We start from the raw sequence: 14,762 nt of genomic DNA on the forward strand, positions 1-14,762 counted from the left end.
GGACGGAAGCGGAGGGAGGCAGCTGCGTCAATACAAAAACGGTGGAGCGTGGTGGCGCGACAGCGCCGCAAATGAAGTTTGGTACACACCAACTACGCCCTCGCTGTCATCGCCCGACTTGATCGGACGATCCAGTATTCCAGAGGCGGCCGTGATCGAGCCGAAAAGGCCGCGGCGTACTGGATGCCCCGGTCAAGCCGGGGCATGACAGCGCATGCGAGGCTAGCGCGCGAAAAACAACGCGCAGCCGAGCGGCACGAGAGCGGAGACTAACCCCCGCCCGGATAGTTCGGCGCTTCGCGCGTGATGGTGACGTCGTGGACGTGGCTTTCGCGCAGGCCCGCGCCGGTGATGCGGACGAACTGGGCCTTGTCGTGCAGGTCCTTCATGTCCTTTGCACCGACATAGCCCATCGCGGCGCGCAGGCCGCCCGCGAGCTGATGCATGACGTTGCCGACCGGGCCTTTGTAAGGCACCTGGCCTTCGATGCCTTCGGGCACGAGCTTGAGCGTGTCCTTGATGTCCTGCTGGAAGTAGCGGTCGGCCGAGCCGCGCGCCATCGCGCCGACCGAGCCCATGCCGCGATAGGCCTTGTAGGAGCGGCCCTGCCACAAGAACACTTCACCGGGCGTCTCGTCGGTGCCGGCGAGCAGTGAGCCGACCATCGCGATGTCGGCACCGGCAGCGAGCGCTTTGGCAAGGTCTCCGGAAAACTTGATGCCGCCGTCGGCAATGACGGGGATGTCCGACTTCTTCGCCGCCTCGACCGCATCCATGATCGCGGTGAGCTGCGGAACGCCGACGCCGGCGACGATGCGCGTGGTGCAGATCGAGCCCGGGCCGATGCCGACCTTGATGCAGTCCGCGCCCGCATCGATCAGCGCCTGCGCACCCTCCGAGGTCGCGACGTTGCCGGCAACGACCTGCACGGAATTGGACAGGCGCTTGATGCGGTTGACCGCATGGAGCACGTGACGGGAATGGCCGTGCGCGGTGTCGACCACGACGAGATCGACGCCGGCATCGATCAGCCGCTCGGTGCGCTCGAAGCCGCTATCGCCGACCGTGGTGGCGGCGGCGACGCGGAGGCGGCCCTGCGCGTCCTTGCAGGCCAGCGGATGGGCGACCGCCTTCTCCATGTCCTTCACGGTGACCAGGCCGACGCAGCGATACTGCTCGTCGACCACAAGCAGCTTCTCGATGCGATGCTGATGCAGCATCCGCCGCGCCTCGTCCTGGCTGACATTCTCGCGCACCGTGACGAGACCTTCATGCGTCATCAGCTCGGAGATTTTTTGCTGGCGGTCGGTGGCGAAGCGGACGTCGCGGTTGGTGAGAATGCCGACCAGCTTGCCCGGCGTGGACTTGCCCGCACCGGTGACGACGGGAATGCCGGAGATGCCGTGATCGCTCATCAGCTTGAGCGCATCGTCCAGCGTGGCGTCCGGGCTGATCGTGAGCGGGTTCACCACCATGCCCGACTCGTAGCGCTTGACCTGCCGCACCTGGGCAGCCTGCCCTTCGGGATCGAAATTGCGATGGATGACGCCGATGCCGCCGGCCTGCGCCATGGCGATCGCCATGCGGGCTTCGGTGACCGTGTCCATGGCGGAGGCCATGATCGGGATGTTGAGCGGAATGGCGCGGGTGACGCGGGAGCGGATGTCGACCTCGCCCGGCATGACGTCCGACAGGCCCGGCTTCAGCAGCACGTCGTCGAACGTGAGGGCTTCGCGAATGCCTTGTTGCACCGTGGCCATGTGCCAACTCCTTCCGCGGCCCTGCCGCAAATAGCTATGGATGAGCGCCGCCCTCGGCGTACCTTGCGGCAACGCCGGAGAATCGGAGCCCATCGGTGGGGTTGACGCGGGTCGATAGCACGGGCGGGCGACGAATCAAAGCAATTCGGACCGCCGGCCAGCCATGCACAGGCTTTTTTGGGCAAGTTCGGCGGCGGATAGCCTTCGCGGCGGCACGTACTGGCGAACGGCAGATCATCGTGATCTCCGGCGCAGGGCGCACCCGCCTGGGGTCACGCGGGATTTAGGTGCTATGCGTCGATCCGCAATGGTCGCGGCCCAGTGGCGGTGATAAGCCGCAATTCTCGCCCTTCGTTCCCGATGTCCATTACCAATCCGTCATGGTCGACAAGCAACGCATCATTCCGCTGATCGTGGCCACTGCTCTCTTCATGGAGAACATGGACTCGACGGTGATCGCCACGTCGCTGCCCGCGATTGCGGCCGACATCGGCACCAGCCCACTGACGCTCAAGCTCGCGATCACTTCCTATCTGCTGTCGCTTGCGGTCTTCATCCCGGCGAGCGGCTGGACCGCCGACCGGTTCGGCGCGCGTCTGGTGTTTGCGATTGCCGTCGGCGTGTTCATGGTCGGCTCGGTCGGCTGCGCGCTCTCGACATCGGTCACCGATTTCGTGTTCGCGCGCATCCTCCAAGGCATGGGCGGGGCAATGATGACGCCGGTCGGGCGCCTCGTGCTGCTGCGGTCGGTCGACAAGAGCGCGCTGGTCAACGCGATGGCGTGGGTGACGGTCCCTGCCCTGATCGGCCCCGTGATCGGGCCGCCGCTCGGCGGCTTCATCACCACCTACGCGTCATGGCACTGGATCTTCCTGATCAACATCCCGATCGGGCTGCTCGGCATCTTCATGGCCTTGCGCTTCATCGATCCCATCAAAAGCGAGGAACGAGAGCCGTTCGACCTCTACGGCATGGTGCTCGCGGGCCTCGGGCTCGCCGGCATCGCCTTCGGGCTGTCGGTCGCCGGACTCAATCTGCTGCCATGGAGCACGGTTGCCGCCCTGGTCGTCGGCGGATCGATCTCGATGTCGCTGTATGTCCTTCACGCGCGGCGAACGGGGTCGCCGGTGCTGGACTTTACGCTGCTGAGGCTGCCGACACTGCGCGCGGCCGTTCTCGGCGGCTTCATGTTCCGGCTCGGCATCGGCGCGCTGCCGTTCCTGCTGCCACTGCTGATGCAGATCGGATTCGGCCTCTCGCCGTTCAAGTCCGGCCTCGTCACGTTTGGCTCCTCGCTCGGCGCCATGGGCATGAAGGCGCTGGCCGCGCGCATCATCCGCGCCTTCGGCTTCCGCAACCTGATGACGGTGAACGCGATCATCAGTGCGGTTTTCCTGGCCGCCTGTGCCCTCTTCACCGTGACGACGCCCCTGCTGATCATCATGATCATCCTGGTGGTCGGCGGCTTCTTCCGTTCGCTCGAGTTCACCGCGATCAACACGGTGGCCTATGCCGAGGTCGAGCAGGCGCAGATGAGCCGCGCCACCACGCTCGTCAGCGTCAACCAGCAGCTCGCGGTCTCGGCCGGCGTCGCGGTCGGCGCCGCCTCCGTGGAGACGACGATGTGGTTCAGCCACGTCAGCGAGCTCGACGCCACCGTATTTGCGCCGGCCTTTCTCGTGATCGCCCTGACTTCGGCGGCGTCGAGCTGGTTCTTCTGGCAGATGCCCACCGATGCCGGCCACGAAGTTTCCGGCCGCAAAGCGGTGGAGATCGCGAGCCGCAAAGGTGCCGGCAAGGGCGCGGCCAAGGCGGCCGTCAAGGCGGCGACCGAGGATACGCAGGATGTGCGGGATCAGCGGCTGGGCTAGTGCTCCACCTCGTCGTTGCGAGCCCCCCGAAATCCCGTCGCGAGGACGTAGCGCTCCGAGGAATCCGCACGGCTTGCGGCCGGCTTGACGTGACGCACCGTGGCGAAATCGCGCTTGAGCTGGGCGAGCAGTTCGGCGTCGGCGCCACTCTGGAACGCCTTCGCCAGGAAGGTCCCGCCCGGCCTCAGCACATCGCAGGCGAACGCGGCAGCGGTCTCGATCAGGCCGACGATGCGAAGCTGGTCGGTCTTGCGATGACCGGTGGTGTTGGCAGCCATGTCGGACATGACAATGTCGGCGCCGCCGTCGAGCATGGCCTTGAGCTTGTCCGGCGCGTCATTGTCCATGAAGTCGAGCTGCGCGAACTCGACGCCGGCAATCTCGGGGATTTCGAGCAGGTCGATCGCGATGACCTTGCCCTTGCCGTCGACCGAGCCGACGCGCTTGGCGGCAATCTGGCTCCAGCCGCCCGGCGCGGCGCCGAGATCGACCACAGCCATGCCGTGCTTCAGCAGCCGGTATTTGTCATCGATCTCGAGCAGCTTGAACGCGGCGCGCGAGCGATAGCCCAGCGCCTTCGCCTTCACCACATAGGGATCGTTGAGCTGCCGCTCCAGCCAGAGCTTCGACGACAATTTGCGCTTGCCGTGGGTCTTGACCTGGACGTGCAAACGGCCGGTGGTGTCCTTGACCATCTCACCAGCTCCTGAGCGCGCCGTCTTCGCGCATCATCTCGACCAGCATGCCTTCGCGCAAGCCCCGGTCGGCGACGCGCAGGCGTGGCAGCGGAAAGGCGCGGCGGATCGCGTCGAGGATGGCGCAGCCGGCCAGGACGAGATCGGCGCGCTCAACGCTGATGCAGCTGTTCGCGGCGCGCTCCTCGTAGCTCATGCCAAGCAGCTTGTTGATGGTCGCGGTGACGTCGGTATCGTTCATCCAGACGCTGTCGATGCGGCGGCGGTCGTAGCGCGCGAGGTTGAGATGGATGCCGGCGAGCGTCGTCACAGTGCCTGACGTGCCGAGCAGATGCATATCAGTGAGATCGCCGCCATGCTGTTCGGCGAACGGCGCGATGTGATGGGCGACCTCGCGCTCCATCGCGGCGTAGATCTCGGGCGTCACGTCGCGGCCCCCGAACTGCTCGGCAAGCGTGACCACACCGAACGGGATCGACATCCAGGCTTTGATGCGCGGCTCCGGATTTGCGGCGTCGCGCTCGATCCGTACCAGCTCGGTCGAGCCGCCGCCGATGTCGAACAGGATTGCGCCGCGCCCCCTGGGATCGACCAGCGGCGAGCAGCCGAGCACGGCAAGCGCCGCCTCGGTCTCGCGGTCGATTACCTCGAGCTCGATCCCGGTCTCGGCAGCGACGCGGCTGCGAAAGCCTTCGGCATTCGAGGCGGCGCGGCACGCTTCGGTGGCGATCAGCCGCAGCCGCCGCGCTTTGCGCAGGTTGATCTTGTCGCGGCAGATGCCAAGCGCCACGATGGCGCGTTCGATCGCGGCCTCGCTGATGCACCCGGTTGCCGAGACGCCCTCGCCGAGCCGGATGATGCGCGAGAAGGAATCGACCACGCGAAAGCCGTCGTGGGTCGGACAGGCGATCAGGAGCCTGCAATTGTTGGTGCCGAGGTCGAGCGCCGCGTAGACGCCGGTTCCCGGCGCTTGCGCGCCGACGGCCGGTTCAGTGGCGAACGCCGCCGCCATCGACCCCAGCTCACCGTGCGGCGCAAGGCCGTCGCGGAGCCGCGTGTGGTCATTCATACAAACTGTCTTTCCGCGGCCGGTTAGGCCGATCTGGAATTGCTTTTTCGCCTGAAACATTAGCAGCGCACCAATCCTGCGCAACAACGCATCACATGGGACCATGCCCATTCGTGCGTTGTCGTGAGCGGGCCGGTGGGTTATTTTTGAGGGGTCCGGACCCCAGGCGCCCCCCAAACCGCGCATTTGCCGGCTTTTCAGGTCAATTCCATGCAAGAACACACCAAATCCTCCACGCTCGAAAACGCTATTGCACTGCAAAAATATGGCGTCGGGCAGCCGGTCCGCCGCAAGGAGGACGATACCCTGGTGCGCGGCAAGGGCCGCTACACCGACGATTTCAACCTGCCCGGCCAGGCCCATGCCGTGATCGTTCGCTCGACCCATGCCCATGGCGTCATTCGCGGCATCAACATCGATGCAGCCAGAGCAATGCCGGGCGTGCTCGGGGTGTGGACCGGCGAAGACCTCGATGCGGCCGGCTACGGCCCCTTCACCTGCGGCCTGCCGCTGAAGAGCCGTGACGGCTCGCCCCTGCTCCAGACCAACCGCCAGCCGCTCGCAACCGACAAGGTCCGCTTCGTCGGCGATCCCGTCGCCTTCGTGGTGGCGGAGACGCTGGCCCAGGCGCGCGACGCGGCCGAGGCGGTCGAACTCGACATCGAGCCGCTGCCGGCGGTGACCGATCCCGAGGAAGCCGCAAAACCCGGCGCGCCGCAACTGTACGACCACATCCCGAACAATGTCGCGCTCGACTACCACTATGGCGACACCGACAAGGTGAACGCGGCCTTCGCCAGTGCTGCTCACGTGACCAAGGTCGACATCGAGAACACCCGCGTCGCCGTGGTCTCGATGGAGCCACGCGTTGGCCTTGCCTCCTATGACAAGAAGACCGAGCGCTACACTCTTCAGGTGCCCACGCAGGGGGTGGCAGGCAACCGTGCCAATCTCGCCAAGAATCTGAAAGTGCCGAACGAAAACGTGCGCATTCTCACCGCCAATGTCGGCGGCTCCTTCGGCATGAAGAACATCAATTACCCCGAATACATGTGCATCCTGTACGCGGCGAAGACGCTGGGACGACCGGTGAAGTGGCTGGACGAGCGCTCGACCAGCTTCCTCTCCGATAGTCACGGCCGCGCGCAGAAGATTCATGCCGAGCTCGCGCTGGACGCCGAGGGGCATTTCCTCGCCGCCAAGCTCTCGGGTTACGGCAATCTCGGTGCCTACATCACCGGCGTTGCTCCCAGTCCGCTCTCGCTCAACACCAGCAAGAACTTTTCCAGCGTCTATCGCACGCCGCTGATGGCCGTCGACATCAAGACGGTGCTGACCAACACCACGTTGATGGGCGCCTATCGCGGCGCCGGCCGGCCCGAGGCCAACTACTACATGGAGCGGCTAATCGACCGCGCCGCGGACGAGATGGGCATCAACCGGCTGACCCTGCGGAAGCGCAACTTCATCAAGCAGAACCAGATGCCGTTCGCCGCGTCCTCCGGCGTCACCTATGACAGCGGCGACTTCCAGGCCGTCTTCAACAAGGCCCTCGAAATCTCCGACCACGAGAATTTTGCCAAGCGCAAGAAGGAGAGCAAGAAGTCCGGCAAGCTGCGCGGCATCGCCGTCGGCTCCTATCTGGAGGTGACCGCACCTCCCGGCGTCGAGCTCGGCAAGATCGTGTTCGATCCCGATGGCTCGGTGCAGCTCATCACCGGGACGCTCGATTACGGTCAGGGCCACGCATCCGCATTCGCGCAGGTCCTCTGCCAGCAGCTCGGCGTTCCCTTCGACAGCGTCAAGCTGGTGCAGGGCGACAGCGACATCGTCCACACCGGCAACGGCACCGGTGGCTCGCGCTCGATCACCGCGACCGGCATGGCGATCGTGGGCGCCGCCAAGCTCGTGATCGAAAAGGGCAAGCGCGCCGCCGCGCACATGCTGGAGGCCTCCGAAGCCGATATCGAATTCGAAGGCGGCAGCTTTACGATCGCCGGCACCGACCGCAGCATCGACATCATGGAGCTCGCCAAACGCCTGCACGACAGCAAGATGCCGGAGGGCGTACCCGACAGCCTCGACGTCGATCACACCAGCGAACCGGTGCCATCAGCCTTCCCGAACGGCTGCCATGTCGCCGAGGTCGAGATCGACCCTGAGACCGGCGTCGTGCAGATCGTGCGCTACAGCGCGGTCAACGATTTCGGCACGGTGATCAATCCGCTGCTGGTCGCGGGCCAGCTCCATGGCGGCGTGGTCCAGGGCATCGGCCAGGCGCTGATGGAGCACGTCCGCTACGACGAGAGCGGCCAGCCGATCACGGGCTCGCTGATGGACTACGCTCTGCCGCGCGCCGAGGACGTTCCGAACATGACGGTCGGCGACCACCCGGTGCCGGCCACGACCAATCCGCTCGGCAGCAAAGGCTGCGGCGAAGCCGGCTGCGCCGGCAGCCTGTCGACGGTCGTGAACGCGGTGATCGACGCGCTCTCCGAATACGGCATCAAGCACATCGACATGCCGCTGACGCCGGAACGCGTGTGGCGCGCGATCCAGGATGCGAAGGGGAAAGCGGCGTAAAGGGCGTTCCGTCGTCGCCACAAACTCCGCTGTCATCGTCCGCGAAAGCGGACGATCCAGTATTCCAGAGACGGTCGTGGGATACGGAGGAGCCTCGGCGTACTGGATTCCCCGCCTTCGCGGGGAATGACAGCGAGTGTGAGGACGCGCTGTGCTCCTTCCCTACGCCGCCGCCTGCTCGCGCGGCTGGTAGATCGCGATGTGCTGGCAGTGCGCCAGCGGCGTCGTGCCGTTGGCGACCACCAGCGCGTCGAGCTCGACGAAGCGGTGGCCCTTCTTCTCGTAGTTCGCGGTGACTTTTGCCCGCGCGGTGATCTCGTCGCCGGCGCGCGCGGCTGACAGCAATTGCATGCGGCTGCCGACATGGATCCAGGGGCCGAGCATCGTGTTGTCCACCAGCACGCGGTTCATGACGCGCTGGATCAGGCCGGGATGGCCGAGCCCCTCGCCCGCGAAGATCGGATCGGTCTCACGGATGTCGGCGAGATAGTCGGCGGCATCCTGCCCGGCCCAGCGGCGCGGCGTCGTGCCCAACCATTTGCCGGTCTCGAAGGTTGCTGGGCTGACCGGTTTGCGCTCGGCAACCGCGGGGACCTCGACATAGTCGCTCAACGACACCGCAGCCGCAGTCGCAGTTGCCTGCAGCGCCGCCGTGCCGGTGGCACAGAGCTCGGTGCGGCTGAACACCTCGATGGTGAGCAGGCCGTTGTGCTCGGTCGCATCGACGTCGGCGGTCTCGCCGTCATAGACCGGCTTGATGAAACGCGCCTCGATCAGCCCGCGCGACAGGAAATCGCGGCCCCAGCGCGACACCGGCACATGCATCATGTAGGCGAAGACGTCGACGCCGGGGACCAGCCCGCCGGAGAACCCGAAGCGGCGCGCCACTGCATCGTCATGCATCTTGTTTTCGGATTGCTTGGCCGTGTTGTAGGCCTCGACGCGATAGGTTTCGAGCCGGTTCGGCATGGCTTGGCTTTCCCCAATTTCTTGTTGTTTCGGCCCGATCGTAGGCCCTGAGGAACCGGGGTCAATCCCCTCGCCTTTGCGGCCCGAATGGGGTACCACGCGGCTGCTGCGGAACCGCTTCGCAAGCCCCATCTACGGACCATGACGAACCCTCAAAACACCACTCGTATCTATGTCGACGCCGATGCCTGTCCGGTGAAGGACGAGATCTATCGCGTTGCCGGCAGGCACGGCCTGCCCGTGAGCGTGGTCGCGGGCAATTTCATCCGCGTGCCCCAGGATCCACTCATCGAGCGGATCGCCGCTGGTGCCAGCATGGACGCAGCCGATGACTGGATCGCGGAACGCGCCGGGCCCGGCGATATCGTCATTACCTCGGATATTCCGCTCGCAAGCCGCTGCGTGAAGGCCGGCGCCGATGTGATCGCGTCCAACGGCAAGGCGTTCACCGAGGAATCGATCGGGATGACGCTCGCGGTCCGCAACCTGATGACCGATTTGCGCTCGGCCGGCGAAGTCACCGGCGGTCCGAAATCGTATTCACCGCGCGACCGCTCGACGTTTCTGTCGACGCTCGACCAGACCATCCGCCGCATTCAGCGCCGCCGCGCCGACCAGGCCGCAACAAGACAGGACTGAGACACCGCATGGCGCCACCGCTGATTCAACTGCGCGATATCAAGCTGACCTTTGGCGGCACGCCGCTCCTGGCGGGCGTCGAACTGTCGGTTTCGACCGGCGAGCGCGTCTGCCTGATCGGCCGCAACGGTTCCGGCAAATCGACGCTGCTCAAGATCGCCGCCGGCCTGGTCGAACCGGATGGCGGCAGCCGTTTCGTGCAGCCCGGCGCCACCATTCGCTACCTGCCGCAGGAGCCGGATTTTTCCGGTTTCTCCACCACGCTCGCTTATGTCGAGGCCGGCCTCAATGCTGGCGACGACCACTATCAGGCGCGCTATCTGGTCGAGCAGCTCGGTCTCAGCGGCGAAGAAGATCCGGCGCATGTCTCCGGCGGCGAAGCGCGCCGCGCCGCGCTGGCACGCGTGCTGGCGCCCTCGCCCGACATCCTGCTGCTGGATGAGCCGACCAACCATCTGGATCTTCCGACCATCGAATGGCTGGAGAGTGAACTGGAGAGCCGCCGCTGCGCGCTGGTGATCATCAGCCACGATCGGCGCTTCCTCGGCAATCTCTCGCGCAGCACCGCCTGGCTCGACCGCGGCCAGATCCGGCAGATCGACCGCGGCTTCAGTGCCTTCGAGGCTTGGCGCGACGAGGTGCTCGCGGAGGAAGAGCGCGACCAGCACAAGCTCGACCGCAAGATCGTCAACGAGGAGCACTGGCTGCGTTACGGCGTCTCGGGCCGCCGCAAGCGCAACGTCAAGCGACTCGGCAATCTCCACGCGCTGCGCGACCAGCGCCGCACCCATCGCGGCGCGACGGGCAACGCCAACCTGGCGGCTGCCGAGGCCGACAAGTCCGGCAAGCTCGTCATCGAGGCCAAGAATATCAGCCGGTCCTATGGCGAGCGAAAGATCGTCGACGGCTTCTCGATCCGCGTCCAGCGCGGCGATCGCATCGGCATCGTCGGCCCGAACGGCGCCGGCAAGACCACGCTGATCGAGATGCTGACCGGCGGCAGCGCACCGGACAGCGGCAGCATACGGCTCGGCGCCAACATCGAGATGGCGACGCTCGACCAGCATCGTGAAAGTCTCGATCCGAAGACGACGCTGGCCGAGGCGCTGACCGGCGGCCGCGGCGACCATGTCATGGTTGGCGGCAAGCCGAAGCATGTCGTCAGTTACATGAAGGACTTCCTGTTCGCCCAGGAACAGATGCGCACGCCGCTGGAGGTGCTGTCGGGCGGTGAGCGCGGCCGGCTGATGCTGGCGCGCGCGCTGGCAAAACCCTCCAACCTCCTGGTGCTGGACGAGCCGACCAACGACCTCGACCTGGAGACCCTCGACGTCCTCGAGGAGATGCTCAGCGACTACGAGGGCACCGTGATTCTGATCAGCCACGATCGCGATTTTCTCGACCGCGTGGTGACGTCAGTGATCGTGCCCGAGGGCAACGGACGCTGGCTCGAATATGCCGGCGGCTATACCGACATGCTGGCCCAGCGCGGCGCCGACGTGAAGCGCGCGACCGCGAAGGCCGTCGAAGAGACGAGAGAGCAGCGATCAGCCGTGCCGTCCGGCGTCGCGAGACGACGCTTGACCTTCAACGAGCAACACGCGCTGGAGACGCTGCCCAAGACCATCGCCAAGCTGCAGGCCGAGATCGCCAAGCAGCAGCGCTTCCTTGACGACCCCGATCTCTTTCGCAAGGATCGCAAGCGCTTCGACCAGGCCTCCGACGCTCTGACGAAGGCGCAAAAGGAACTGGCCGAGGCCGAGGACAAATGGCTGGAGCTCGAAGTGCGGCGCGAAGAGATTGAACAGGCCTAGCGTGCATTCCGCAAAAGTGGGCACCGCTTTTGCAAACGGCATGCGCGCCAACTCAGAGACTTCCATGACAACGACCCTTGCCGCCAAGATCGCCCGCGAATACGGCACGCCCTGCGCCGTTATCGACATGGACAAGGTAGAGCGCAACATCGCGCGGATTCAGAAGGCTTGCGACGACGCCGGGATCGCCAACCGTCCCCACGTCAAGACGCACAAGAACCCCACCATCGCGAAGATGCAGATCGCGGCCGGTGCCAAGGGCATCACGTGCCAGAAGCTCGGTGAAGCCGAGATCATGGCCAATGCCGGCATCGACGATATCCTGATCAGCTACAACCTGCTCGGCGAAGAGAAGATGGCGCGGTTAGGGGCGCTGCAGGCGAAGGCCAACATGACGGTCGCCGCTGACAATTCGACCGTCGTCGCCGGCCTGCCCAAGGCCGCCGCAGCCTCAGGTCGACCGCTATCGGTCGTGGTCGAATGCGATACCGGCCGCCAGCGCGCCGGCGTCGAGACGCCCGCCGAGGCGATTGCACTGGCGCAGAAGATTGCCGCATCCAAGGGCCTGCAATTCGCCGGCTTCATGCTGTATCCGACCGAGACTGGTTGGGCGGACGCCCAAAAATTCTATGACGAAGCTCTGGCCGGCGTGCGCGCACACGGGCTGGATGCAAAAATCGTCTCGACCGGCGGCACGCCGAACCTGAAGAACCTCGGCAAGCTCAAGGGCGGCACCGAGCATCGCTTCGGCACCTACATCTATAACGACCGCATGCAGGTCGCGGCCGGCGTCGCCACCTGGGACGACTGCGCGCTGCACATCTATTCGACCGTGGTCAGCCGCGCCGCGCCTGAGCGCGGGATTCTGGACGCCGGCTCAAAGACTCTGACGACGGACACCGGCGGCCTCGACGGCCACGGCCTCATCCTGGAGCACCCCGAAGCGAAGATCGCACGCTTCGCCGAGGAGCACGGCTTCCTCGACCTCTCCCGCAGCAACACCCGGCCTAACGTCGGCGACGTCGTGCGGGTCGTGCCAAATCATGTCTGCGTCGTCGTCAACATGATGGACGAAGTGGTGATGGTGCGCGGCGAGGAGATCATCGGCACGCTGCCGGTGGCGGCACGGGGGAAGCTGAGATAGCTAGCCCCCGATCAGTGCCTGGAGTTCCCGGACCAATCCGTCGCGAAAGAGTTTGATCGGCCGCTCCAGCCGACCGGCGGGGGCGCGATGCACCACCCAAGCGCGCACGGCGGGTTTGAAGTCGCGCGCGGCGACCGGCTTGAGCCTGTCGCGAAATGCGCTACGTTTCAGGGCGATCGGGGTGACCAGCCCGACGCCGAGGCCGCGCGACACCAGCGACAGGCGGAGCTCACTGTCCAGCGCCTCGACGGCGATGTTGAACGGCAGATGCGAGGCATCGAATTTTCGCTTCAGCGTATCGCGAAATCCACAGCCGTCCTGGTTGATCACCCATGACAGTTGGGACAGCCGTTCCAGGTCGACGGTGCGCGGGATCTTCATCTCGCGTGCGACGACGAAGACGACGGGCTGCGCGCCGAGATCGTCGGCCGCCAGATCGGCGGGCGGCACTGCACCGTCGGGGAGACAAATCGCGGCTGCATCGAGCTCGTTGCGGCAGACACGCTCGAGCTGGTTCGGCGACCAACCGGAGACCACCCGCACCGCCAGCGCGGGAAATTCGGCGCGCACCGCATCGAGTGGTGCGGTCAAGCCCGCTTCCGAGAGAAACGGCGTCAGGCCGAGCCTGAACTCGCCGCGGACCATTCCGTCGCTGGCAACGCCCGACTTGAGGTCGTCCAGCATCCTGAGCAGGCGCCTGCCCTGCTCGTAGGCCTCATGCCCCGCTGCCGTCGGCTTCAGGGGCTTCGAGAGCCGATCCAGAAGCTGCGCCCCCAACATCTCCTCGAGATTCTGGATGCGTCGGGTCACGCCAGGCTGGGTGAGATTGAGACGCGCCGAAGCTGCGACAATCGATCCGGTCTCGACCACGGCGACGAAAGCGACAAGGTCATGGGTATTCATAACAAACCCGCATATTCTTTATAGGCTTATTTGAATTGTAGCATATTGCTCGCTCCGCTTAAAGGGTCTCGCGCTACAGCTGCGAGGTCCCATGACTGTCTCCGAAACCATCAGGCCTGCGTCCCGAAACCAGCTCGCCGAGCGGCCGCTGATCTGGCTCGGCGCGATCACCGCCGGTGTCATCGTCACCAATCTGTTCGCGCCACAGATCCTGCTCGGCTTGATCGGCCGGTCAATGTCCATGCCGGCGTGGCAGGCGGGGCTGATCAGCACGCTGACCTTGCTCGGCTACGCACTCGGCCTGCTGCTGCTCGTGCCTCTTGTCGATCTGGTCGAGAACAGGCTTGTCATCCTCCGCACACTCGGCTGCGCGATCCTCGCCGCTCTCGCGACGGCGCTCGCGCCGACGCCTGCGCTTCTGCTGCTCGCCACCTTCATCCTTGGCGCCTGTTGCGCGGCGATCCAGATGATGGTTCCGCTGGTCGCATCTATGGTGGCGCCGGATCGCCGCGGTCAGGCCATCGGCGAGGTGATGGGCGGATTGATGATCGGCATCCTCTTGTCACGACCTGCGGCGAGCCTGATCGCCGATCTCTGGAGCTGGCGCGCCTACTATGTCGTTTCGGCCGCTCTGATGGCCCTGCTTGCCGGCGCACTCGCCCGTTACCTTCCAACCCTTCGACCGTCGGCACGCGCGAGTTACGCCGATTTACTGCTGTCCTTTCCAAGACTGCTGCGCGAAGAGCCGGTGCTGCGCGTGCGGGCCTGGACCGCCTCGCTTGTCATGGCCTCCTTCACGGCGTTCTGGTCGGCGGTCGCGCTGCGGCTGCCGGATGCGCCGTTCGACCTCGACGCCAAGGGAATTGCGGCTTTCGCGCTGATCGGTGTGGCGGGCGCCGCGGCGACACCGATCGCGGGACGCTGGGGCGACAAGGGCCGGGCGCGGCCGATGTTCTTTGCCGCCCATCTGCTCATCATCGGCTCGCTTGCGCTCTGTGCCTGGGCGAGCGTGCTTGAATCCCAGATCACCGGTCTGCTGGTACTGAGCCTCGGCACGATCCTGCTCGACGTCGGCATCACCACCGATCAGACGCTGGGCCGCCGCGCCATCAACCTGTTGCGCCCCGAGGCCCGCGGTCGCATGAACGGCCTGTTCGTCGCGCTGTTCTTCGTTGGCGGTGGCATCGGCGCGGCGGCGGCATCGCTGGCCTGGAGTTTTGGCGGCTGGACGATGGTCTGCGCGGTGGCGGCAAGCTTCGGCGTGCTCGGCCTCCTCACGGATCTCGCAACCCGGACCGGGACGTCATGATGCGGA

At 65.6% G+C, this 14,762-nt stretch carries 11 protein-coding genes; 6 read left to right on the forward strand and 5 right to left on the reverse strand.

Features of this window, described 5'->3' with window-relative positions; translation table 11 throughout:
• Positions 1-269: 269 nt before the first annotated feature.
• Positions 270-1,760: an IMP dehydrogenase gene (gene guaB, locus IVB07_RS22360; RefSeq protein WP_007609139.1), complete on the reverse strand. Its 1,491-nt coding sequence runs from the start codon at positions 1,758-1,760 to the stop codon at positions 270-272.
• 380 nt (positions 1,761-2,140) lie between these two features.
• On the opposite strand from guaB, the gene IVB07_RS22365 reads away from it, so the two are divergent.
• Positions 2,141-3,631: an MFS transporter gene (locus tag IVB07_RS22365; protein WP_018459200.1), complete on the forward strand. Its 1,491-nt coding sequence runs from the start codon at positions 2,141-2,143 to the stop codon at positions 3,629-3,631.
• On the opposite strand, the gene IVB07_RS22370 is transcribed toward IVB07_RS22365, so the two are convergent.
• Positions 3,628-4,326 (reverse strand): RlmE family RNA methyltransferase, encoded by a 699-nt coding sequence (locus IVB07_RS22370; RefSeq protein WP_018459201.1) that lies wholly within the window; start codon positions 4,324-4,326, stop codon positions 3,628-3,630. The two genes, IVB07_RS22365 and IVB07_RS22370, sit on opposite strands and share 4 nt — an antisense overlap.
• A 1-nt stretch (position 4,327) precedes the next feature.
• Positions 4,328-5,395 (reverse strand): Ppx/GppA phosphatase family protein, encoded by a 1,068-nt coding sequence (locus IVB07_RS22375; RefSeq protein WP_026233757.1) that lies wholly within the window; start codon positions 5,393-5,395, stop codon positions 4,328-4,330.
• A 210-nt stretch (positions 5,396-5,605) separates the two neighbouring features.
• Here IVB07_RS22375 and IVB07_RS22380 point away from each other — a divergent pair, with 210 nt between their 5' ends.
• Entirely contained in the window at positions 5,606-7,978 is a 2,373-nt protein-coding gene (locus IVB07_RS22380; protein WP_018459203.1) for a xanthine dehydrogenase family protein molybdopterin-binding subunit, read from the forward strand.
• Between the two features lie 162 nt (positions 7,979-8,140).
• On the opposite strand, the gene IVB07_RS22385 is transcribed toward IVB07_RS22380, so the two are convergent.
• Positions 8,141-8,947, reverse strand: a complete 807-nt coding sequence (locus IVB07_RS22385) for a hypothetical protein (RefSeq protein WP_018459204.1) — start codon at positions 8,945-8,947, stop codon at positions 8,141-8,143.
• 141 nt (positions 8,948-9,088) lie between these two features.
• Between IVB07_RS22385 and IVB07_RS22390 the strand changes: the two genes are divergently transcribed.
• The 3 genes from IVB07_RS22390 (at position 9,089) to IVB07_RS22400 (ending at position 12,544) form a co-directional block, all read left to right on the forward strand.
• The gene (locus IVB07_RS22390; RefSeq protein ID WP_018459205.1) at positions 9,089-9,586 is read left to right on the forward strand and encodes a YaiI/YqxD family protein; all 498 of its coding nucleotides are present in this window, start codon (positions 9,089-9,091) and stop codon (positions 9,584-9,586) included.
• 8 nt (positions 9,587-9,594) lie between these two features.
• On the forward strand, positions 9,595-11,400 hold the full coding sequence (locus IVB07_RS22395) for an ATP-binding cassette domain-containing protein (RefSeq protein ID WP_018459206.1): 1,806 nt from the start codon (positions 9,595-9,597) through the stop codon (positions 11,398-11,400).
• A gap of 64 nt (positions 11,401-11,464) precedes the next feature.
• Positions 11,465-12,544, forward strand: coding sequence for an alanine racemase (locus IVB07_RS22400; protein ID WP_026233758.1), 1,080 nt, complete (start codon positions 11,465-11,467; stop codon positions 12,542-12,544).
• On the opposite strand, the gene IVB07_RS22405 is transcribed toward IVB07_RS22400, so the two are convergent.
• Positions 12,545-13,447, reverse strand: a complete 903-nt coding sequence (locus IVB07_RS22405) for a LysR family transcriptional regulator (RefSeq protein ID WP_204510951.1) — start codon at positions 13,445-13,447, stop codon at positions 12,545-12,547.
• Positions 13,448-13,538: 91 nt separating this feature from the next.
• On the opposite strand from IVB07_RS22405, the gene IVB07_RS22410 reads away from it, so the two are divergent.
• A complete protein-coding gene (locus IVB07_RS22410; RefSeq protein ID WP_018459209.1) occupies positions 13,539-14,756 on the forward strand; it encodes an MFS transporter in 1,218 nt (405 codons plus the stop codon).
• The last annotated feature ends 6 nt before the right edge of the window (positions 14,757-14,762 follow it).

It is taken from the genome of Bradyrhizobium sp. 172 (genome assembly GCF_023101065.1).
Lineage (GTDB): Bacteria > Pseudomonadota > Alphaproteobacteria > Rhizobiales > Xanthobacteraceae > Bradyrhizobium > Bradyrhizobium canariense_D.

Coding starts and splice junctions, on each gene's coding strand:
- IVB07_RS22395 (WP_018459206.1), top strand. CDS start 9,595: ATGGCGCCACCGCTGATTCAACTGCGCGATATCAAGCTGACCTTTGGC.
- IVB07_RS22405 (WP_204510951.1), bottom strand. CDS start 13,447: ATGAATACCCATGACCTTGTCGCTTTCGTCGCCGTGGTCGAGACCGGA.
- IVB07_RS22390 (WP_018459205.1), top strand. CDS start 9,089: ATGACGAACCCTCAAAACACCACTCGTATCTATGTCGACGCCGATGCC.
- IVB07_RS22410 (WP_018459209.1), top strand. CDS start 13,539: ATGACTGTCTCCGAAACCATCAGGCCTGCGTCCCGAAACCAGCTCGCC.
- IVB07_RS22385 (WP_018459204.1), bottom strand. CDS start 8,947: ATGCCGAACCGGCTCGAAACCTATCGCGTCGAGGCCTACAACACGGCC.
- IVB07_RS22370 (WP_018459201.1), bottom strand. CDS start 4,326: ATGGTCAAGGACACCACCGGCCGTTTGCACGTCCAGGTCAAGACCCAC.
- IVB07_RS22380 (WP_018459203.1), top strand. CDS start 5,606: ATGCAAGAACACACCAAATCCTCCACGCTCGAAAACGCTATTGCACTG.
- IVB07_RS22365 (WP_018459200.1), top strand. CDS start 2,141: ATGGTCGACAAGCAACGCATCATTCCGCTGATCGTGGCCACTGCTCTC.
- guaB (WP_007609139.1), bottom strand. CDS start 1,760: ATGGCCACGGTGCAACAAGGCATTCGCGAAGCCCTCACGTTCGACGAC.
- IVB07_RS22375 (WP_026233757.1), bottom strand. CDS start 5,395: ATGAATGACCACACGCGGCTCCGCGACGGCCTTGCGCCGCACGGTGAG.
- IVB07_RS22400 (WP_026233758.1), top strand. CDS start 11,465: ATGACAACGACCCTTGCCGCCAAGATCGCCCGCGAATACGGCACGCCC.